The sequence below is a fragment of the Ectopseudomonas oleovorans genome (genome assembly GCF_003052605.1).
In the GTDB taxonomy this organism is placed as follows: Bacteria; Pseudomonadota; Gammaproteobacteria; order Pseudomonadales; family Pseudomonadaceae; genus Aquipseudomonas; species Aquipseudomonas oleovorans_A.
This window is the reverse complement of record NZ_QASO01000011.1, coordinates 48,799-69,433: the sequence shown is the minus strand read 5'-3', so window position 1 is coordinate 69,433 and position 20,635 is coordinate 48,799. Positions and strand designations below refer to the sequence as shown.

Genomic DNA, 20,635 nt, shown 5'->3' with positions numbered 1-20,635 from the left:
GACCATCCCCGGATTGCATCCGGCTACGAACAGGTGCGTTACCAGCCCAGCTCCTCCAGCCTGTTGTGCAGAAACTGCCGATCCGGTCCCTGCTGCGTCAGCGCCAGGGCCCGTCACGCATGGCCAGCGCCACGGCGCGGTTGAGTTCGATCACCGGCGACGGGTTCAGGCGCAGCAGCTCGTCATACAGCCCGACAATCTGCACCCAATCGGTTTCTTCCAGACTGGCGGCCTCGGCATGTACTGCAGCAATAGCCGCTTGCAGGCTGTAGGGGCCGAAACGCCGCGAGTGCAGCGCACTGCGACACCAGCGCCTCGCCTTCGGCGATAATCTCGCGATTCCACAGGCTGCGATCCTGGGCTTCCAGCAAAATCACCTCGCCATCAACGCCGCTGCGCGTAGCGCGTCGCGACTCGTGCAGCAGCATCAACGCCAGCAGCCCCTGCACGTCCGGATCGGGCAGCAGCTCCAGCAGCAAGCGGCCCAGGCGAATCGCCTCGTCAGACAGTTGGCTGCGGGTCAGCGAATCGCCGGAGCTGGCGAAATAGCCTTCGTTGAACACCAGATAGATCACCCGCAACACCGCCTCCAGACGCTCGGGCAGCTCGCTGCGCCCCGGCACCTCGTAAGGGATGCACGCGTCGCGAATCTTCGCCTTGGCCCGCACGATGCGCTGGGCCAGGGTCGACGGGCTGGAGAGGAAAGCGCGGGCGATCTCCTCGGTGCTCAGGTCGCACACCTCGCGCAGGGTCAGCGCCACCTGGGCATCACTGGCCAGCGCCGGGTGGCAGCAGGTGAAGATCAGGCGCAGACGGTCGTCCCCGAGCAGCTCACCTTCCTCGACACCACTCTCATCTAGCAATTCGACCTGCTCGCCCAACGGCTGGAAGCGACGTTGCCGACGCAGGTTGTCGATGGCCTTGAAGCGCCCGGCGGAGACCAGCCAGGCACGCGGGTTGTCCGGCACACCGCCTTGCGGCCACTGCTCGACCGCACTGCGAAAGGCCTCATGCAGCGCCTCTTCGGCCAGGTCGAAATCGCCGAGCAGGCGAATCAGGGTGGCGGCGACTCTTCGCGGTAAAGGCGCTCGATCAGCTCGGTGACAGGTGGCGATATCGTATGCGCTGCTCCTGAACGAACGCATACGTTGCCCAATACTGCCGATGGCGTCGAGTGGCGGCACGATCCGCCCCTCGATTTGGCATCCCTCGCATTGGCAGCCGTCCGGTCGCTGGGCATAGTCGCGCCATTCCAATAACGAAGGGAGTCTTGCTATGCGTTGGTTGCTGCTCGGCCTGGCGGGTGCTGCGGTATTTCTTTATGGCCGGATCACCGGCGATGCGCAGCTCAGCCTGCTGACCAAGGGCATCCCGGTGATCGCCCTGCTGCTCTGGCTGCGCCAGGCACCGGCTGGCACCTACCGCCGCTGGATCTGCATCGGCCTGGTATTTTCCCTGGCCGGCGACATCCTTCTGGACTGGCCTGGCGACCTCTTCGTGTTCGGCCTCGGCGCCTTCCTGATCGGCCACCTGGCCTATCTGCGCGCCTACGTTTCCGATAGCCGGCTGCCGGCCCTACCCGCCTTGCTGCTGGCGCTGATCGCCGGTGGCGCGATGTTCGCCATACTGGCCAGCAGCGGTCTGGGCGAGCTGCTGATTCCGGTGGCCTGCTATGCCACCGCGATTAGCCTGATGCTCTGGCGCGCCCTGGCCCGCATCGGCCACCCGGACCTACAGCCGGGCTCCACCTGGCTCGCCGCAGTTGGTGCGGCGCTCTTCGTGCTGTCCGACAGCCTGATCGGTATCGACCGCTTCGTCACCAGCTTCGACGCCGCCCCCTACGCCATCATCCTTACCTACTGGCTTGGCCAGTGGGGTATCGCCGCCTCGGCCTTTCGACGCACCAAGGCCTAGGGTCTGTTGCCGTTTCGACGCGAGCCGCGTTGCTGCGCCAAATTGCGCCACGCGAGGCGCGGGATGCAGGTAATGGTCGTTCCCTTGCCAAATCCCGCAACGACGCATGGCGCAATTTGCCGCGCAACCCGAAGGGACGGGCCAGTTTTTGCCTGGTACGTCGTTACTCGACGGCTCATTTGGGCGACCAAACTTCGCGTCTCGCGCCTAGCCCCACGCAAAAACTGGCTCCGTCGCGGCCGTGCGCGAAACGGCAACAGACCCTAGAGCTGTTGCTGCGGACGGACGAACAATCGGGAAAGCCCTGACTATTGCCCGCACTTGGCCAGGCTTTGTACGAAAAGTGCCTACGCTCGGTGATGCTTCGTTAAAAACTGGTTCAGCAAGCCGCTTACGGCTAACGCGCTTCAGCGCGGCCCGGAGGGCGAGCGCAGCGAGTCATGCTCATTTACAACTCGTAAACTTCGCTTCCTCACCCGTTTTTGCCTCGCCTGACCATCGCTCGACGACTTTTCGTACAAAGCCTAAAATGCCGGCCTTTTCCGCTAGCTATTGCGACCGCCGTGAGCCAAGAACCTGATCGTCTATTCGCCCAGCCTCTGCCCGAGGTGCCCGATTTCGTCTTCAACGAGGACGTGGTACGGGTCTTCCCTGACATGATCAAGCGTTCGGTCCCCGGCTACCCGACTATCGTCGAGAACATCGGCGTGCTCGCTGGCCAGTTCGCTCAGCCGCAGACCACCCTGTACGACCTCGGCGCCTCGCTCGGCGCGGTGACTCAGGCCCTACGCCGCCACGTGCGCGTCGATGGCTGCAAGGTGATCGCCGTGGACAACTCGCCGGCCATGGTCGCGCGCTGCAGCGAATACCTGCATGCCCAGGACGCCATGTTCCAGGAGCTGCTGCCGGTAGAGGTGATCGAGGCCGACATTCTCGCCCTTGATCTGCACCCCACCTCGCTGGTCACGCTCAACTTCACCCTGCAGTTCATCCCCCCGGAGCGCCGCCTGGAATTGCTCACGCGCATTCGCCAGGCGCTGCTGCCCGGTGGCGCGCTGATTCTCTCGGAAAAGCTGCGCTTCGAGGATGCCGCCGAGCATGAGCTGCTCACAGAGCTGCATGTAGCCTTCAAACGTGCCAACGGCTACAGCGAGCTGGAAATCGCGCAGAAACGCAGCGCCATCGAGAAGGTGATGCTACCCGACAGCCTCCAGCAGCACCGCGAACGCCTGCTGGCTGCCGGTTTCAGCAAGGTGGTGCCCTGGTTCCAGTGCCTTAACTTCGCCTCGCTGGTGGCCCTGCCATGATGCGCGACCTGGATCTCGACGCGCTGCAGGCGCAACTGGCCGGCACCCCGCTGCTGGACTGGGCTTGTGAGCTGCCCGGCCAGCTCGATGCCAAGCTGGCCATCGGTCACGGCGACCTGGCGCGCTGGTACGGCGCCGTGCAGGCACTGCCTGAATTACCGGTGAGTGAGGTGGAGCTGCTGCAGCGCTTCGCCTTCGGCGGCGCCTGCGATGACGCCACCCGCGCGCAATTGAAAACCGCTCTGCAGGGCCTGATTCCCTGGCGCAAGGGGCCGTTCGAGCTGTTCGGCGTACACATCGACACCGAATGGCGCTCGGACTGGAAATGGCAGCGCGTCGCCCCGCACCTGGACCTGGCCGGCAAACGCATCCTCGATGTCGGTTGCGGCAACGGCTACTACATGTGGCGCATGCTCGGTGCGGGCGCAAACAGCGTGGTCGGCATCGACCCCAACTGGCTGTTCCTCTGCCAGTTCCTGGCGATGAAGCGCTACCTGCCGGATCAACCAGTGTGGCACCTGCCACTGGCCTTTGAGGAGCTGCCAGCCAAGCTGCAAGGCTTCGACACCGTGTTCTCCATGGGTGTGCTGTACCACCGTCGCTCGCCCATCGATCACCTGCTCGATCTGAAGGATGCCTTGGTCAAAGGCGGCGAACTGGTGCTGGAAACCTTGGTAGTCGAGGGCGACAGCGAGCAGGTGCTGGTACCGGAAGACCGCTACGCACAGATGCGCAACGTCTGGTTCCTGCCCTCGGTGCCGGCGCTGGAGCGCTGGCTGCGCCGTGCCGGTTTCGAGGACGTACGCTGCGTCGACGTCAGCACCACCTCGGTGGAAGAACAACGTGCCACCGAGTGGATGCGCTTCCAGTCGCTACCCGAATTCCTCGACCCTGCCGACCACAGCCGTACCGTCGAAGGCCTGCCGGCACCGACCCGCGCCGTGCTTGTCGCGCGCAAGCCCTAGGCACAGCGAGTCTCGTAGGGCGGGTGCAACCCGCCAGACTGCAATTGGCGGGTTGCACCCGCCCTACGGTCGCAGCCAACGCGCACGCCGCTGAGCGATCAAAAGCAGCGGTTCACCGGCGCTCTGCTCTACCACACCACGGGCACCGCCCAGGCGGATCCTTCCCTCGATGTCCTGCGCCAGCAGACGACGCATGCGCCGACGCCAGAACCAGGCGCCAACCCAATCGACGATGGCGTTCTGCAGATCCAACGGCCACATGGCCGGCATATAGAACTCGGGCATGGCTGGGCGCGACTTGTCGCGATTGCTCGAACTGTTCATGACCTTTCCTCCGTTTCGCTGCCGGCCTGTGCCGGGCTTGCGATCAGGATGAAACGCGCCTATCGTTCAAAAAAACGACAAATATCAAACGCTGAATTAAGTAATATTTAACGATCATGAACGCGACAGTTCCCATCTCCCTGCCGCTTCTGGAAAGCGATGTGCTGCGCACCTTCGTCGCCATCGCCGACAGCGGCAGCTTTACCCGCACCGCTGCACAGGTATTTCGCAGCACGGCGGCCGTCAGCCTGCAGATCAAGCGCCTGGAAGAAACCCTCGGCCAGCGCCTGTTCATCCGCGAGGCACGACAGGTTCGCCTGACCGCAGAAGGCGAGGTGCTACTCGGCTATGCCAGGCGCCTGCTCAAGCTAAACGAGGAAGCGGTGGCACGCTTTCTCACCCCGACGCTGACCGGCCGCGTGCGCTTCGGTACGCCGAACGATATCGGCGACCGCGTACTACCGAGTGTCTTGACTCTGTTCGCCCGCAGCCATCCGGCCGTAGAAGTCGAGGTCAATGTCGGGCGCAGTGTGGATCTGGTGGCGAAGCTGGATGCCGGCGAGCTGGACCTGACCCTGATCAACACCGGCAACGACGCCTGGATGATGCGCGTGGCGAAGTGATCTATTCCGAGGAGCTGGTCTGGGCCGGGCGTGACGGTGGCCTGGCCATGCAGCGCTCGCCCTTGCCGCTGGCCCTGGCCAACCCGGGCTGCGCCTGGCGCCGCACCGCGCTCGATGCGCTGGATCGGCAGGGGCTTGCCTATCGCATCGCCTACTCCTGCGAGCAGTGCGCTGGCCAAGAAGCGGCAATGACCGCCGACCTGGCCATCGCGCCTTTCCCCCGCAGCCTGGTCAGACCACCCCTACGCCGACTCGGCGCAGAACAAGGCTTGCCCGCCCTTGGCGAGTACCACATCAAGCTGATTCTCGGCCATCAACACAACGACACCGTCGAGGCGCTCGCCAGGCAGATGGTTCAGGCTTTCAGCCAGGATTGAACGAACGAAGTGGGAGGCGCTTCAGCGGCGATAGACCATCGAAAGTCGCGGCTGAAGCCCCTCCCATAAAGTACGCTAGCCGCGATAGGCAGCGGCGACGATCAGCGCCTTCATCTCGGCGACGGCCTGCTTGAAACCAACGAACAACGCATGGGCGACGATGGCGTGGCCGATGTTCAGTTCGTTGATGCCGGGAATCGCGGCGACAGCCTCGGCATTGTGGTAGTGCAAACCGTGACCGGCGTTGACGATCAGCCCGTGGTTCAGGCCGCAGATAACGCCATCGCGAATGCGTGAAAGCTCATGCGCGGCTTCTTCCGCGGTGTGCGCATCAGCATAGCGACCGGTATGCAGTTCGATGGCCGGCGCGCCGACGCGCATGGCCGCTTCGATCTGCCGCTCTTCGGCGTCGATGAACAACGACACCTCGCAACCGGCCAGCGTCAGACGCTCCACCGCCGCGGCGATACGCGCCTCCTGCCCGGCCACGTCCAGACCGCCTTCGGTGGTCAGTTCCTGGCGGGTTTCCGGTACCAGGCAGACATGCGCCGGACGGATCTGCTCGGCGAATCCGAGCATGAAATCGGTGACGCCCATTTCGAAGTTCATCCGCGTCTGCAGCACGTCGGCCAGCACGCGCACATCACGATCCTGGATATGTCGGCGATCTTCGCGCAAGTGCACGGTGATGCCATCGGCACCAGCTTCTTCGGCGTCCAGCGCGGCCTTGACCGGGTCCGGGTAGCGTGTGCCACGAGCCTGGCGCAGGGTGGCGACGTGGTCGATGTTCACGCCGAGCAGAATACGATTGGCCTCAGTCACGCTTGGACTCCTTGAGCGTCATGAAAAGTTCGCGGCTGACCAGGGGCCTGCCGCCGAGATGAGGTGCCAGCGCCTGGCGCATCAGACGCTTGGCGGCAGCCAGCGCGCCTGGGGTCTGCCAGTCGGCTTCGGCCATGGCCAACAGTTCGCGGCCCTGGAATACACCGGGTTGCAGTTGTACCACCGGCACCAGGCCTATGTCCTGCTGCCAACGGTAAAGTGCTGTCGGATCGATGGGTTGGTCGTGCTGATCACGATCCAGGGCGAAACCATAGCCCAGCTCGTCCAGTAGACGCCATTCGAACGCGCGCAGTAGTGGCTCCAGCGCCCGACCGGCAGCCAGTGCCTGCAGCGTCAGGCCGTAGTGCTCGAGCATCACAGGATGCGGGTCTTCGGCCGGCAGCAGGCGGATCAGCAGTTCGTTGAGATAAAGCCCTGAAAACAGCGCCTCGCCAGTCAGCAACAGAGGAATCCCGGCGCTTTCCAGGCGGCCGACGGTCTTCAACTCGCCGCGCCCGCGCAGTTCCAGCTCCAGCGGGGCGAACGGCCGGGCAATGCTGCCGACCTTGCCGCGCGCGGCGCGCAGCACCGCGCGAATACGGCCCTGGGCAGTGAAGAAATCCACCAGGGCGCTGCTTTCCTTGTAGGGACGGCTATGCAAGACATAAGCGGCAAGCTGCACGTTGCAAGCCTCAGGCAAAAGCCGCGCAGCACTGAACTGGCGGCAGATGACTCAATCCAGGTACCCCAATGAACGCAGGGCGCGTTCGTCGTCGGACCAACCGCCTTTGACCTTGACCCAGAGGTTGAGCATCACCTTGGAGTCGAACATGGTTTCCATGTCCTTACGGGCATCGGCACCAATGCGTTTGATACGCTCGCCCTTGTCACCGATGATGATCTTCTTCTGTCCGTCGCGCTCTACCAGGATCAAGCCGTGGATGTGCAGAATGCGGCCTTCCTGCTTGAACTCCTCGATCTCCACGGTGATCTGGTACGGCAACTCGGCACCGAGCTGGCGCATGATCTTCTCGCGGATCAGTTCGGCTGCGAGGAAGCGGCTGGAGCGGTCGGTGATCTGGTCTTCTGGGTAGAAGTGTTCGGACTCCGGCAGGCGCTCACCCACCAGCTTCTCCAGGGTGTCGAGGTTCTGCCCCTGCAGCGCGGAAATCGGCACGATCTCGGCCTGCGGCAACTGCTCGGCCAGCCAGTTCAGGTGCGGCAGCAGCTCGCTCTTGTCTTCCAGCCGGTCGGCTTTGTTCACCGCCAGCAGGATCGGGCATTTGACGTGCTGCACCTTTTCCAGCACCAGCTGGTCTTCATCGGTCCAGCGCGTACGGTCGACCACGAACACCACCACATCGACGTCCTTCAGTGCGCTCGAGGCGCTGCGGTTCATGTAGCGGTTGAGCGCCTTGTCGTTGTGCTTGTGCAAGCCGGGCGTGTCGACATAGACAGCTTGGATCTCGCCCTCGGTCTTGATCCCGAGCATGTTGTGGCGGGTGGTCTGCGGCTTGCGCGAGGTGATCGCCAGCTTCTGTCCGAGGATGTGGTTGAGCAGCGTCGACTTGCCCACGTTGGGCCGGCCGACGATGGCGACGTAGCCGCAGCGCGTTACAGGTGCATCAGTCATTGCCATTCTCCACCCCGAGGGCGATCAGCGCCGCAGCCGCAGCGACCTGCTCGGCGATACGCCGGCTGCCGCCCTGGCCCAGGGTCTTTTCATTGAGCAGGGATACCTGGCACTCGACCATGAAGGTACGGCAGTGCGGCTCACCCTGTACGTCCACCACCTCGTAACGAGGCAGTTCACAGGCACGTGACTGCAGAAATTCCTGCAGTCGCGTTTTCGGATCCTTGTTGGTATCGACCAGGGTCAGGCCGTCCAGCTCGCCGGTCAGCCAGTCCAGCACGCGCTCGCGTGCCGCATCCATCCCGGCATCCAAATAGATGGCGCCGATCAGCGCCTCCAGGGCATCGGCCAGGATCGACTCACGACGAAAACCGCCGCTTTTCAGCTCACCGGAGCCCAGGCGCAGATACTCGCCCAGCTCGAAACCACGGGCCAGCACGGCCAGCGTCTCGCCCTTGACCAGGCGCGCGCGCAGGCGCGACAACTGGCCCTCACGGGCTTGCGGGAAACGCTCGAACAGCGCTTCACCGGCGACGAAATTGAGGATGGCATCACCGAGAAATTCCAGCCGCTCATTGTTGCGGCCGGCGAAACTGCGATGGGTCAGGGCCAGAACCATCAGGTCCTGGTCCTTGAAGCGATAGCCGAGCTTGCGCTCGAGGCGGGAAAGGTCAGGGTTCACGGCATTCGTACACGAAATTCTTTATCGAAATTGACCACCAGATCGAGGTTCTCGATCAGCGGCTCGCGTTTTTCATATTTGAGGTGGACCAGAAACTCGTTGTTCTCCACCTTCACCTGCAGGGCGTCGCGCATGTTCAGGTCGCGAATGTTGTTGACCTGCATGCCCTTGCTCACATGGTTGTAAAACTCACCGACGGTGCGCACATCCGACGCCTTGTCGGTTTCCACCGAAGTGATGATCTTCTCCAGCGACATATAGTCGAGATAGTGCGGCATCACCTTGAATGCAGTGCTGGCGAAGAATGCCACCACGGCCAAAACCATCAGCCAACCCAGAATTGAAAGCCCCTGCTGCGAGCGCGCGAATTTCATGTATATCACCAGAAGATTCGGTCTTGTTGGAATGCCGATACGGCAAGACTAGTTATAGCCTGGCGCGCTGTATTGAACAGCGCGCCAGTGCTCAATGAATCAGGCCGACACGAGAGAAGTTGGGCAGATTGCTGGTCTTGGGTTCCGGCCAGCTCATCCAGATGGCGAAGGCCTTGCCGACGATATGGTCGTCCGGGACCATGCCCCACAGCTCCTGAGGAATATGACGATCGCGCCAGTAACGGCTGTCGTTGGAGTTGTCACGGTTGTCGCCCATCATGAAGTAGTGCCCTTCCGGCACCACCCATTGGCCGCCGGGCTCGCGGCGCATGCGGGTCATTTCCTTGCGGATGGTGTGTTCGACCTGGCCCAGACGCTCCTGATAGAGCATCGCACCACCCAGGCTGCCCGGCTCCTCACCGATCAGCTTCTCAGCCACCGGCTCGCCATTGATCAGCAGACGCTTGCCCTGGGTGTACTCGATGCGATCACCCGGCAGTCCCACCACGCGCTTGATGTAGTTGATACGGGGATCGCTGGGGTAGCGGAATACCATCACATCGCCGCGCTGCGGGTTATCCACCTCGATGATCTTCTCGTCGATCACCGGCAAACGAATGCCATAAGCGAACTTGTTGACCAGGATGAAATCACCCACTTCCAGAGTCGGCTTCATCGACCCGGAAGGAATCTGGAACGGCTCGACCAGAAACGAGCGCAGCACCAGCACGATAGCCAGCACCGGGAAGAAGGATTTGCCGTACTCGACGAGCAACGGCTCCTTGTTCAGGCGCTCCAGCACCCTGTCGTCGGGATCGTCGACCCGCCCCTGGTACGCCGCAATCGCCGCACGGCGGCGCGGAGCCAGCAGGATCAGATCGATCAGGGCCAGGAAGCCGCAAACGGCAACCGCGATAACCAACAGAAGCGGGAAATTGATCGACATAGAGCCTTAGCTATCCAACCTGAGCACGGCGAGGAAGGCTTCCTGTGGGATCTCCACGTTACCGACCTGCTTCATGCGTTTCTTACCGGCCTTCTGCTTCTCCAGCAGCTTCTTCTTACGGCTCACGTCGCCACCGTAACATTTGGCCAGTACGTTCTTTCTGAGCGCCTTGACAGTGGTCCGCGCGATGATCTGACCGCCGATGGCTGCCTGGATCGCCACATCGAACATCTGCCGAGGAATCAGTTCCTTCATCTTCTCGGTCAATGCACGGCCTTTGTAGGCGGCGTTATCGCGATGCACGATCAATGCCAGGGCATCGACCTTGTCGCCGTTGATCAGTACATCCAGCTTGACCAGATTGGCGGACTGGTAGCGATCGAAATGATAGTCCAGCGAGGCATAACCCCGGCTGGTCGACTTCAGACGGTCGAAGAAGTCCAGCACCACTTCGTTCATCGGCAGGTCGTAACGCACCTGAACCTGGGAACCGAGGAACTGCATATCACGCTGCACACCACGCTTCTCGATGCACAGGGTGATGACATTACCCAGGTGCTCCTGGGGCACCAGGATGGTGGCGGTGACGATCGGCTCGCGGAAGTCAGCGACAGCCGAGACGTCCGGCAGCTTGGACGGGTTGTCAACGGTGATGGTTTCACCGGTCTTTAGCTCGATCTCGTAGATCACGCTCGGCGCAGTGGTGATCAGATCCAGGTCGTACTCGCGCTCCAGGCGCTCCTGGATGATTTCCATGTGCAGCATGCCGAGGAAACCGCAGCGGAAGCCAAAGCCCAGCGCATCGGAGCTTTCCGGCGCGTATTGCAGCGACGAATCGTTGAGGGTCAGCTTCTGCAGGGCATCGCGGAAGTCCTCGAAATCGTCTGAGCTGACCGGGAACAGGCCGGCGTAGACCTGCGGCTGGATCTTCTTGAACCCCGGCAGCACTTCGACATCGGGGGTTGAGGACAGGGTCAGGGTGTCACCGACCGGCGCACCGTGAATGTCCTTGATGCTGGCGATGATGAAGCCTACTTCACCGGCTTTCAGATCAGCAGTAGCGGTGTGTTTCGGCGTGAAGACACCGACGCTGTCGACCAGGTGCACCTTGCCGGTGGACTTGACCAGAATCTTGTCGCCCTTCTTCACGCGGCCATGGCGCACACGCACCAGCGAGACCACGCCCAGGTAGTTGTCGAACCAGGAGTCGATGATCAGCGCCTGCAGCGGTGCATCGATCTCGCCGGTCGGCGCCGGGATGGTCTGCACCAGGCGTTCGAGCACCTCGTCCACGCCCATGCCACTCTTGGCACTGCAGGCCACCGCGTCGGTGGCGTCGATGCCGATGATCTTCTCGATCTCGTCCTTGACGCGATCCGGGTCGGCCTGCGGCAGGTCCATCTTGTTCAGCACCGGCATGACCTCAAGGCCCTGTTCGATGGCGGTGTAGCAGTTGGCAACCGATTGCGCCTCGACGCCCTGACCGGCATCGACTACCAGCAGCGCACCTTCGCACGCCGCCAGCGAACGCGAGACTTCGTAGGTGAAGTCGACGTGACCGGGGGTATCGATGAAGTTCAGCTGATAGGTTTTACCGTCCTGCGCCTTGTAATGCAGCGTGACGCTGTGAGCCTTGATGGTAATGCCGCGTTCACGCTCCAGATCCATGGAGTCTAGAACCTGAGCCTCCATTTCACGCGCGGTGAGGCCGCCGCACATCTGGATGAAACGGTCAGCCAGGGTGGACTTGCCGTGGTCAATGTGGGCAATGATGGAAAAATTGCGGATATGACTCAGGTCACTCACAGATCAACACTCAAAGAAGGCACGGGCAAGACGCTTGCCGAAAATAGCCGCGGATTGTACCCGATCCCTCGCGACGGCGTCACGTCTGCACAGCGCTGGTGCAGATACGAAGAAGGGCGCCCGAAAGCGCCCTCTTCAACGTACCTGGGTTACTCAGCCAGCTTGAAGGTGATGAAGCTGGCTCGCCCCTGACGCAGCACACGCATGGATACCGAACGGTTCTTCGGCAGATCCTGCGCCACCTGAGTGAAGGTGCGAGTGGAATCGATGGCCTGATTGTTCAGATGAGTGATCACGTCACCAGGACGCAGGCCAATCATAGCCGCAGGACCACCGAGCACTTCCTTGACCACAACACCGCCCTTGAGGTCGAGACCTTTCTTCTGCTCGGCCGTCAGTTCGACCACTGTCACACCCAGGCGATTGCTGCTGCGCTCACCGCCCTGCGCCGGCCCCGACGCAGCCAGCTCCTGCCCTTCTTCCGGCAACGTACCGACGGTGACGCTGAGTTTCTTGCGCGAACCGTCACGCACGACATCCAGCTCTGCCTTCTGGCCCGGCTTCAGCCCGCCGACCAGATGCGGCAGATCGGCGGACATGATGATCGGCTTGCCATTGAGGCTGAGAATCACGTCCCCCACCTGCAGGCCACCTTTGTCTGCCGGGCCGTCTTCCAGCACCTGGGCAACCAGTGCGCCGGCCGGCTTGTCCAGACCGAAGGATTCGGCCAGGTCCTTGTTCACTTCCTGAATCACCACGCCGAGCCAGCCACGAGTGACCTTGCCGTCGGCCTTGAGCTGATCGGCCACCTGCATGGCCACTTCCATCGGAATGGCGAAGGACAGCCCCATGAAACCGCCGGAACGGGTGAAGATCTGCGAATTGATGCCCACCACCTCACCTTGCAGGTTGAACAGTGGGCCGCCAGAGTTGCCCGGGTTGATCGCCACATCGGTCTGGATGAACGGTACGTAGCTGTCGCTCGGCAGGTTACGCCCCTTGGCGCTGACGATCCCTGCCGTCACCGAGTGATCGAAGCCGAACGGCGAACCGATGGCCAGCACCCACTCGCCGACCTTCAGGTCATCGGCTTTACCCAGACGCACCACAGGCAGGTGCTTGCCCTCGACCTTGAGCAACGCGACGTCGCTACGCGGATCGGCACCAATCAATTTGGCTTCCAGCTCGCTGCGATCGGACAGACGCACGATGATTTCATCGGCATCGGCGACCACATGATTGTTGGTCATGATGTAGCCGTCCGGCGAGATGATGAAACCGGAACCCAGCGACTGCGCTTCGCGCTGGCGACCGCCCGGATTATGCGGCATCTGCGGAATGCTGCGCTCGAAGAACTCGCGGAACATCGGCGGCAGGCCTTCCAGATCAGGCAGCGCCGGATGGCCGGCAACGGCGCGCTCGGGCATCTTCTGCCGGGTACTGATATTGACCACCGCAGGCGAGGCCTCTTCTACCAGATCGGTGAAATCAGGCAGGCTGGCCTGAGCCAGCAGACTTTGCCCCCAGAGCAAGGCAACCGCCAACAACGGCGCAATGGACTTGAGTTTTCTCATCGAACTACCACTCCCCATGTAAATCAACCGACCGCTGGCGCAGTGGCCAGCAACGTACGTAGGACAACAGGCTGCAATAAGGGGTTCTCGGCAACGCGAGCGGCGCGCCAGCGAACCATCAGCCAACTGGCGAACAGGCCACTCAGGCCTGCCAGGATCACCAGAGGTTCGGAAAGACCTAGACCGTTCGCCAGCAGCGCAGCGGCAAACAGACCCAGAAGCGGAAGCAGATAAACCAGCAGAGAACTGCGCACCAAGAGATCTTCACGCACACCGATGATCACACTATCGCCAACCGCCAGCTGCATTTGACTGAGCGCGCGCACATAACCGCGCTGCCGCCCTACACCAAGACGATCCATCAGGCCCTGACCACAGGCGGCATTGGCCGAACAACTGGAGCAGGTGCTCTTGCGCAGCGTCTCGACCCAGACAGCGCCGGGCTCGAGCGCCACTACACGCCCCTGCTCCTCGATCATTGGCTAGCCTGTTCGGGCACTCCGGCGCGCATTGACAGTGCGATGCGTTCGGCGGTCCCCAAAGGAATCTCACCCACCACGGTCACCATCACGTCACCAGAGTCGGTACTCATCCGCCGCGAAACCGCGACGGTTGGGCCCAGCTGACTGCGCGCATCGTCGACAACGCTGCCGTTGAGGGGCTCGATGAAAACGGAGAAACGTGCGAGACCGTCGCCATACATCAGGTAGGCGACAGCTTCATCGGAAGCAGGATCCCGACGCATCTGCGCCGCAATAAGGGTAAAGCCCGGCGGCAACCAGTCGGATCGCCAGGTACCTTCGGCCATGCTGTCGGCAGCACGAAAACGCACCGGCCTGCAGCTCGAACTCGGTTGCATGGCGTTTTCAACAGGGGTAGAAGTGTCCAACTGGGCGAACTGAAAGCGCTCCAGAAGCTGGCCGCGCTCGTTCAATAGGAGGGATTTCAACGGCAGACCGGTCTCCCGATCCAGGTGCAATTCGAAGCCGTAGCGATGCTGGTCCTTGGGTTCAAGCACCAGTACATCGGCTGCGCGGTTGGCAATGCGCGACTGGCCAGCAACACGCATGTTGTACCAATTGCTCAACTGCTCCGCATCCAGCTGACGGGCAGGCCAGGCCTGCCCTTCACTGACCTGGTCGGCCAGCGCGCCCGTGACGCACTGAGTCTGGCCATCGACTTTCAGCACCTCTTGGGCAGGCCCATCGAGCTGCAGAAGACGCTCGCGAATCTGCCCCCCCTCTTCCACTCGGTGCCATACGGCATGAGTGGAGAAACTTCCATTGCGCTCATATATGAACGTGCCCTGGAAGCTTTGCTGGCGTTCTGCCGCAGCGAGGCGCCCGAGTAAGTCTTGCACCCCGGAGGCCTGAACCGGCAATGCCAGCAGACCTCCAAGCAGGCAGAGGGGAATCGCGCGCATGTGACTCCTTAGCGCTTAGCGGTTTTCCAGGCTCGCAGCACGAGCATAAGGCAGAGCGGTTTCACCGGCACCCATCACGGCTTCCTGCGCATGCTGGCGCAGATAGTTCGGCAGACGCTGCTCATGCCAGCTGGCAGTGCCAGCCTCGGCAGACTCGCCGACTTCCTCGCTGCTGTTGTAACCGGCCAGCAGTGCAGGACCCTGCACCTGCGGTACCGAGAGTACCGGAGAAGCATCCTGTTGAGCCAACTGAACGCCGCTCAGATCATCCTGATTGTAGAAACGCACACCCGCCAGCACAGCAACGGTCACCGATGCCGCCACGGCTACACGCCCGACGCTGCGCCAGATCGACGTCTTGCGCGCCGGAATGGCCTCGTCGGCCAATGCCGCGGAAACCGCTGATGCGATGTCCAGCTGCGGCACCACCAGCTCTCGGTGCATGGCTGCACGGGCGATCTGGTAACGCGACCAAGTGCCACGCAGCTCGCCATCCTCGCTGGCTGCGAGCACGCGCCGCAATTCCAGTTGGTCCGCTTCGTTATCCATCACCGCGGACAGCGATTCCTGCAGGGTTTCACGACTCATGGCGTTCCTCTCTTGGCTGCCGCCGCTGCCTTAGGCATCCTGCAACAGAGGTTGCAGGGACTTATCAATTGCCTCACGTGCGCGGAATATCCGCGAACGCACTGTACCTACCGGACACTGCATGACGCCGGCAATGTCCTCGTAACTCAAGCCTTCGAACTCACGCAGGGTCAGGGCCGTGCGCAAATCATCCGGCAACTGGGCGATGGTTCGATGCACGGTGGCTTCGATCTCGTCGCGCAGCAATGCCCGCTCCGGTGACTCGATGTCCTTGAGGCCGTGGTCGCCGTCATAGAACTCCGCGTCATCGCTACTGACATCGCTATCCGGCGGCCGACGGCCGCGCGATACCAGGTAATTCTTCGCCGTGTTGATGGCGATGCGATACAGCCATGTATAGAACGCGCTGTCACCGCGAAAGTTTCCAAGCGCTCGGTAAGCTTTTACGAACGTTTCCTGAGCAACATCCTGAGCCTCGTGAGTGTCGTGCACGAATCGCACGATCAGACCAAGGATCTTGTGCTGATACTTCAGCACCAACAGATCGAAGGCACGCTTGTCACCGTGCTGCACTCGCTCGACCAGTTGCTGATCATCTTCCTGGATTAGCATGCACTCTCCTCACAACGCTCGGAGGAGGTCTGCACCCGTAAGCGAATCAGCTTGCCAAGATAGACTCGGGTCTTAAGCAAAAGTTCTCCCCTCCAAGCAAGCTTCCCGCAGAGTTTTCTTCCCTCTGCCTGGAATGGCGCCAGCGGAACCTTTCCGCCCGCGCAAATAATCTTATCGCCGCTCATTTCCACACCCTCCGCTGACTTCAGATGCAGGCACGCGCAAGCGATCTCCCTTATATGGGCGACCCTCAATGGAACCTTAATGACTAAGAAAGTTCCCGAGCACCGAGGTCGGTCATAAGCCACCTATTGTGCCGCTGCCCCTCTCTATATACTAGGGCTCGCTTTCACGCGGAACTCGGACATGAGCCAACACTTCCAGCATGATGTTCTGGTCATCGGCAGCGGCGCCGCTGGCCTGACGCTCGCCCTCACCCTACCCTCCCATCTGCGCATCGCGGTATTGAGCAAAGGCAAGCTGGCCAATGGCTCGACCTACTGGGCGCAAGGTGGCGTGGCAGCCGTTCTGGACGATACCGACACGGTCGAATCACACGTCGCCGACACCCTCAACGCCGGGGCCGGCCTGTGCAACGAAGACGCCGTGCGTTTCACCGTAGAACACAGCCGCGAGGCCATCCAGTGGCTGATCGATCAGGGCGTCCCCTTCACCCGAGACGATGAAACCGCGCGCGAGGACGGCGGCTTCGAGTTCCATCTGACCCGCGAGGGCGGCCACAGCCATCGGCGCATCATCCACGCCGCCGACGCGACTGGTGCGGCAATTTTCAACACGCTGCTGGAACAGGCCCGACAACGCTCGAACATCGAATTACTGGAGCAACGCGTCGCCGTCGACCTGATCACCGAGGGCAAGCTCGGCCTGGATGGCGAGCGCTGTCTGGGCGCTTACGTACTGGATCGTGACCGCGGCGAAGTCGACACCTTCAGCGCGCGCTTCGTGATTCTCGCCACCGGCGGCGCGGCCAAGGTCTACCTCTATACCAGCAACCCCGACGGTGCCTGTGGCGACGGCATCGCCATGGCTTGGCGTGCCGGCTGTCGCGTCGGCAACCTGGAGTTCAACCAGTTCCACCCCACCTGCCTGTATCACCCGCAGGCCAAGAGCTTCCTGATCACCGAAGCCGTGCGTGGCGAAGGCGGCCTGCTCAAGCTGCCCAATGGCGAACGCTTCATGCAGCGCTTCGATGAGCGCGCCGAACTGGCACCGCGCGATATCGTCGCCCGCGCCATCGACCATGAGATGAAGCGCCTGGGCGTCGACTGCGTGTACCTGGACATCAGTCACAAGCCGGCCGAATTTATCAAGAGTCATTTCCCCACCGTCTACGAACGCTGCCTGGGCTTTGGCATCGACATCACCAAACAGCCCATCCCGGTAGTGCCCGCCGCCCATTACACCTGTGGCGGCGTGGTGGTCGATCAGCATGGGCGTACCGACGTGCCCGGGCTGTACGCCATCGGCGAGACCAGCTTCACCGGCCTGCATGGCGCCAACCGCATGGCCAGCAATTCGCTGCTCGAATGCTTCGTTTATGCGCGCTCAGCCTGCGCCGATATCGTCGAGCAGTTGGACACTATCGGCATGCCCAGCAACCTCCCGGACTGGGACGCCAGCCAGGTGACCGACTCCGACGAGGACGTGATCATCGCCCACAACTGGGATGAGCTGCGGCGTTTCATGTGGGATTACGTCGGTATCGTGCGCACCAACAAGCGCCTGCAGCGCGCGCAACACCGCGTGCGCCTGCTGCTGGACGAGATCGACGAGTTCTATTCGAACTACAAGGTCAGTCGTGATCTGATCGAGCTGCGCAACCTCGCACTGGTCGCCGAGCTGATGATCCGCTCGGCCATGCAGCGCCATGAAAGCCGCGGGCTGCACTACACCCTCGACTACCCCGAGCAGTTGGCCGAAGCCCGAGACACTATTCTGACGCCGACGTCCCAGGCTCAGCCCAGCGCCGTCGGCTGAACTTCAGACGCAAGCGCAGGCGCCGGTGGTGCTCGGGCGCCAGCGCATCGTGGGCAATGCACAGCCCACGACTGAAACGCTGGCCTGGCAGGCGATAGCGCAGCACCACCGCCAGCGGCAACGCCAGACTGTCCGGGCGCAGTTGCACCGCCTGCCAGCCTGCTGCAACGCTATATAGATGCCAGCCGAATCCATCACGGCGCAAACCCGTGATGGCCTGTGGCGCAGTCAGCAAGACGTGTCGCGGTAGCACCCAGGCGGCATGTGCCAGGCAAGCCACGAGTGACAGCAGCCTGGACCAGGTGGGAATGTCGGCCAGCCACGGCGCCAGCAAGGCCAGTGCCTGGACCGACAGGTAGAGCCTCAGCAGCCAGCGTGATGGCTGCCAACGGCACTCGAAGACATCACTTGGGTTGGACACGATCCAGGATCATGCGCACGATATGGCGCAGGTCGGCATCCTCGGGCTCGCCGCGCTGCATGAACCAGCCGAACATGTCCTGATCCTCGCATTCCAACAACTTGCGATAGCGCGCCTGGTTCTCGGCATCCAGGCTCGGGTACACCTCCCTGACGAAGGGCACCAGCAGCACGTCCAGCTCCAGCATGCCACGGCGGCTATGCCAGAACAGGCGATTCAGTTCACTTTGCTCAACCATGCAACGGACTCCTCGAACGAGGCCGGCAGTATAACGGCGAATTACCTCGCTGTTCACCGAGACGCTGCGTAATAGCGCTGACAAGGCCCCACCCTGCCCACTATGATGATGCCCCTGACCTTTATTCAGTGATTCGATTTGCATCATGGCCGATAGCGCTTACTTCACACTCCTCGATCACGAAGGCCTGCTCGCCGTACGCGGCGCGGACGCAGCCAAGTTCCTGCAGGGCCAAGTGACCTGCAACCTCAATTACCTCAGTGCCAACCAGTCCAGCCTTGGCGCCCGCTGCACGCCCAAGGGCCGCATGCTGTCGAGCTTTCGCATCGTCCCGGTAGAAGACGGCTACCTGCTGGCCATGGCACGCGAACTGATCGAGCCGCAGCTGGCCGATCTGCAGAAATATGCGGTGTTCTCCAAATCCAAGCTCAGCGACGAAAGCGCCGCCTGGGTCCGTTTTGGCCTGGCGGGCGCCGATGCCGTGCTGAGCGAACTCGATTTGCAGCTGGGCACCGCCAGTGATTCCCTGGCCAGCGCCGGCCAACTGCTCGCCGTACGCCTGAGCGATGGCCGCGCCGAACTTTGGGCGCCAGCAGAGGAAGCGCCAAAGCTGCAAGCCCAATTGGCCGCTCAACTGCCGCAGGCGCCACTGAACGACTGGTTGCTGGCTCAGGTCCGTGCGGGCGTGGGCCAGGTGTTCGGCGCGACACGTGAGCTGTTCATCCCGCAGATGATCAACCTGCAGGCCCTCGGCGGCGTGAGTTTCAAGAAAGGCTGCTACACCGGCCAGGAAATCGTCGCGCGCATGCAGTACCTGGGCAAGCTCAAGCGCCGCCTGCAGCGCCTGCGTCTGGTCGCTGCAGAGCTACCGGCCGTCGGCGTCGAATTGTTCTCACCGGTGCATGGCTCCAGCGTTGGCGAAGTGGTGCTGGCGGCCCAGGCCGGCGACGCCATCGAGCTGCTCGCCGTATTGCAGGAAGACGCCGTGAACGACGGCCGCATTCATCTCGGCAGCAGTGAAGGCCCGCCCCTGACCCTGCTCGACCTGCCTTATCAGCTGGATGCTAACCAGGAAATCCAGCGCTGACTAAACTTCCCCGGCGCCGCATCGGATCGCCAAAGAGAGCTACTTCATGAGCAAGCTTGCCGAAAAAGTCCAACAGGAACTGATCCACGCCATCGAAAACGATGAGCTGGTACTGCCCACCCTGCCCGAGGTGGCATTGCGGGTGCGTGAAGCAGCCGAAGACCCGGGTGTGGGTATTCCGCAGATCAGCAAGGTAATCGGTAACGACGCCGCCCTCACCGCTCGCATCATCAAGGTGGTCAACAGCCCGCTGCTGCGCAGCAACAAGGAAATCACCGACCTGCAGATGGCTGTCAGCCGTCTGGGCATCAACTACACCTGCAACCTGGCCACCGGCCTGGCCATGGAGCAGATGTTCCAGGCCACCAGCGATGTGGTCGACCGCAAGATGCGCGAGGTGTGGAACAAGAGCACCGAGATCGCCGGTATCTGTCACGTGCTGTGCCGTCACTACACCCGCCTGATGCCGGATCAGGCTACGCTCGCCGGCCTGGTGCACCAGATCGGCGTGCTGCCGATCCTCACCTACGCCGAAGAGCATAACGAACTGCTGGCCGACTCCATCAGCCTCAATCACGTGATCGAGCAGATTCACCCGATCATCGGCGACAAGATCCTGCGTACCTGGGAGTTCCCCGAGCCCATCGCCATCGTGCCGAGCCAGTATCTGGATTTCACCCGCGACTCGGCCAAGGTCGATTACGTCGATATCGTTCAGGTCGCCACGCTGCAAAGCTACCTGGGCAGCGAGCACCCCTACACCCAGCTGGACTGGAGCAAGGTCCCGGCCTTCGCCAAGCTCGGCCTCGACCCGCAGGTCGACATGCAGGCCGACGAAGACCTCTCCGCTGCCATGGAGGCAGCCATGAGCATGCTGCAATAAAAGCATCTCGCCATGGATGGCAAAAAATTGTCGGGAGC

The 20,635-nt window shown here is 62.1% G+C and carries 21 protein-coding genes and 2 pseudogenes; 7 read left to right on the top strand and 16 right to left on the bottom strand.

Going from position 1 to position 20,635, the window contains the following annotated elements; genetic code table 11:
- Positions 1 to 106: 106 nt before the first annotated feature.
- Positions 107 to 1,115 (bottom strand): annotated as a pseudogene (locus DBO86_RS02260) (RNA polymerase sigma factor); the annotation flags it as partial.
- A 160-nt stretch (positions 1,116 to 1,275) separates the two neighbouring features.
- On the opposite strand from DBO86_RS02260, the gene DBO86_RS02255 reads away from it, so the two are divergent.
- The 3 genes from DBO86_RS02255 (at position 1,276) to cmoB (ending at position 4,186) form a co-directional block, all read left to right on the top strand.
- Positions 1,276 to 1,914: a lysoplasmalogenase gene (locus DBO86_RS02255; RefSeq protein ID WP_108232876.1), complete on the top strand. Its 639-nt coding sequence runs from the start codon at positions 1,276 to 1,278 to the stop codon at positions 1,912 to 1,914.
- A 563-nt stretch (positions 1,915 to 2,477) separates the two neighbouring features.
- Positions 2,478 to 3,221: a carboxy-S-adenosyl-L-methionine synthase CmoA gene (gene cmoA / locus DBO86_RS02245; RefSeq protein WP_108232875.1), complete on the top strand. Its 744-nt coding sequence runs from the start codon at positions 2,478 to 2,480 to the stop codon at positions 3,219 to 3,221.
- A complete protein-coding gene (cmoB, locus tag DBO86_RS02240; RefSeq protein WP_004423897.1) occupies positions 3,218 to 4,186 on the top strand; it encodes a tRNA 5-methoxyuridine(34)/uridine 5-oxyacetic acid(34) synthase CmoB in 969 nt (322 codons plus the stop codon). The genes cmoA and cmoB overlap by 4 nt, the downstream gene beginning before the upstream one ends.
- Before the next feature lie 63 nt (positions 4,187 to 4,249).
- Here cmoB and DBO86_RS02235 read toward each other — a convergent pair whose 3' ends face one another.
- On the bottom strand, positions 4,250 to 4,510 hold the full coding sequence (locus DBO86_RS02235; protein ID WP_108232874.1) for a hypothetical protein: 261 nt from the start codon (positions 4,508 to 4,510) through the stop codon (positions 4,250 to 4,252).
- 116 nt (positions 4,511 to 4,626) lie between these two features.
- Between DBO86_RS02235 and DBO86_RS02230 the strand changes: the two are divergent.
- A pseudogene (locus tag DBO86_RS02230) lies at positions 4,627 to 5,510 on the top strand (LysR substrate-binding domain-containing protein).
- A 75-nt stretch (positions 5,511 to 5,585) separates the two neighbouring features.
- Here the strand turns inward: DBO86_RS02230 and pdxJ are convergent.
- The 12 genes from pdxJ to rpoE form a co-directional block, all read right to left on the bottom strand.
- Entirely contained in the window at positions 5,586 to 6,332 is a 747-nt protein-coding gene (gene pdxJ / locus DBO86_RS02225; RefSeq protein WP_041977810.1) for a pyridoxine 5'-phosphate synthase, read from the bottom strand.
- The gene (recO, locus tag DBO86_RS02220) at positions 6,325 to 7,014 is read right to left on the bottom strand and encodes a DNA repair protein RecO (RefSeq protein WP_004423890.1); all 690 of its coding nucleotides are present in this window, start codon (positions 7,012 to 7,014) and stop codon (positions 6,325 to 6,327) included. The genes pdxJ and recO overlap by 8 nt, the downstream gene beginning before the upstream one ends.
- A 51-nt stretch (positions 7,015 to 7,065) precedes the next feature.
- Complete coding sequence (gene era, locus DBO86_RS02215; RefSeq protein WP_208598762.1) at positions 7,066 to 7,971, bottom strand: GTPase Era; 906 nt, start codon at positions 7,969 to 7,971, stop codon at positions 7,066 to 7,068.
- Positions 7,958 to 8,647, bottom strand: coding sequence for a ribonuclease III (gene rnc, locus DBO86_RS02210; protein WP_108232873.1), 690 nt, complete (start codon positions 8,645 to 8,647; stop codon positions 7,958 to 7,960). Before rnc ends, era begins: the two co-directional genes overlap by 14 nt.
- Positions 8,644 to 9,021 (bottom strand): DUF4845 domain-containing protein, encoded by a 378-nt coding sequence (locus DBO86_RS02205; protein ID WP_108232872.1) that lies wholly within the window; start codon positions 9,019 to 9,021, stop codon positions 8,644 to 8,646. Before DBO86_RS02205 ends, rnc begins: the two co-directional genes overlap by 4 nt.
- A 91-nt stretch (positions 9,022 to 9,112) precedes the next feature.
- Positions 9,113 to 9,967 (bottom strand): signal peptidase I, encoded by an 855-nt coding sequence (gene lepB / locus DBO86_RS02200; RefSeq protein ID WP_108232871.1) that lies wholly within the window; start codon positions 9,965 to 9,967, stop codon positions 9,113 to 9,115.
- A 6-nt stretch (positions 9,968 to 9,973) separates the two neighbouring features.
- Positions 9,974 to 11,773, bottom strand: coding sequence for a translation elongation factor 4 (gene lepA / locus DBO86_RS02195; RefSeq protein WP_004423882.1), 1,800 nt, complete (start codon positions 11,771 to 11,773; stop codon positions 9,974 to 9,976).
- A gap of 149 nt (positions 11,774 to 11,922) precedes the next feature.
- Positions 11,923 to 13,347 carry a DegQ family serine endoprotease gene (locus tag DBO86_RS02190; RefSeq protein ID WP_108232870.1) on the bottom strand — a complete coding sequence of 475 codons (1,425 nt, stop codon included), beginning with the start codon at positions 13,345 to 13,347 and terminating at the stop codon, positions 11,923 to 11,925.
- A gap of 23 nt (positions 13,348 to 13,370) precedes the next feature.
- Positions 13,371 to 13,826, bottom strand: coding sequence for a SoxR reducing system RseC family protein (locus DBO86_RS02185; RefSeq protein WP_004423880.1), 456 nt, complete (start codon positions 13,824 to 13,826; stop codon positions 13,371 to 13,373).
- On the bottom strand, positions 13,823 to 14,770 hold the full coding sequence (locus DBO86_RS02180) for a MucB/RseB C-terminal domain-containing protein (protein ID WP_104727091.1): 948 nt from the start codon (positions 14,768 to 14,770) through the stop codon (positions 13,823 to 13,825). Before DBO86_RS02180 ends, DBO86_RS02185 begins: the two co-directional genes overlap by 4 nt.
- Positions 14,771 to 14,785: 15 nt before the next feature.
- On the bottom strand, positions 14,786 to 15,358 hold the full coding sequence (locus DBO86_RS02175; RefSeq protein ID WP_108232869.1) for a sigma-E factor negative regulatory protein: 573 nt from the start codon (positions 15,356 to 15,358) through the stop codon (positions 14,786 to 14,788).
- Between the two features lie 30 nt (positions 15,359 to 15,388).
- On the bottom strand, positions 15,389 to 15,970 hold the full coding sequence (gene rpoE, locus DBO86_RS02170; RefSeq protein WP_074855614.1) for an RNA polymerase sigma factor RpoE/AlgU: 582 nt from the start codon (positions 15,968 to 15,970) through the stop codon (positions 15,389 to 15,391).
- Between the two features lie 366 nt (positions 15,971 to 16,336).
- On the opposite strand from rpoE, the gene nadB reads away from it, so the two are divergent.
- Positions 16,337 to 17,968, top strand: coding sequence for an L-aspartate oxidase (gene nadB, locus DBO86_RS02165; RefSeq protein ID WP_108232868.1), 1,632 nt, complete (start codon positions 16,337 to 16,339; stop codon positions 17,966 to 17,968).
- Here the strand turns inward: nadB and DBO86_RS02160 are convergent.
- Both DBO86_RS02160 and DBO86_RS02155 read right to left on the bottom strand, forming a co-directional pair.
- Positions 17,922 to 18,389 carry a protein YgfX gene (locus DBO86_RS02160; RefSeq protein WP_004423875.1) on the bottom strand — a complete coding sequence of 156 codons (468 nt, stop codon included), beginning with the start codon at positions 18,387 to 18,389 and terminating at the stop codon, positions 17,922 to 17,924. The genes nadB and DBO86_RS02160 overlap by 47 nt on opposite strands.
- On the bottom strand, positions 18,373 to 18,627 hold the full coding sequence (locus tag DBO86_RS02155; RefSeq protein WP_004423874.1) for an FAD assembly factor SdhE: 255 nt from the start codon (positions 18,625 to 18,627) through the stop codon (positions 18,373 to 18,375). Before DBO86_RS02155 ends, DBO86_RS02160 begins: the two co-directional genes overlap by 17 nt.
- Positions 18,628 to 18,772: 145 nt before the next feature.
- Between DBO86_RS02155 and ygfZ the strand changes: the two genes are divergently transcribed.
- Entirely contained in the window at positions 18,773 to 19,714 is a 942-nt protein-coding gene (gene ygfZ / locus DBO86_RS02150; RefSeq protein WP_104727089.1) for a CAF17-like 4Fe-4S cluster assembly/insertion protein YgfZ, read from the top strand.
- Between the two features lie 46 nt (positions 19,715 to 19,760).
- Positions 19,761 to 20,597 carry an HDOD domain-containing protein gene (locus DBO86_RS02145; RefSeq protein ID WP_075746295.1) on the top strand — a complete coding sequence of 279 codons (837 nt, stop codon included), beginning with the start codon at positions 19,761 to 19,763 and terminating at the stop codon, positions 20,595 to 20,597.
- The last annotated feature ends 38 nt before the right edge of the window (positions 20,598 to 20,635 follow it).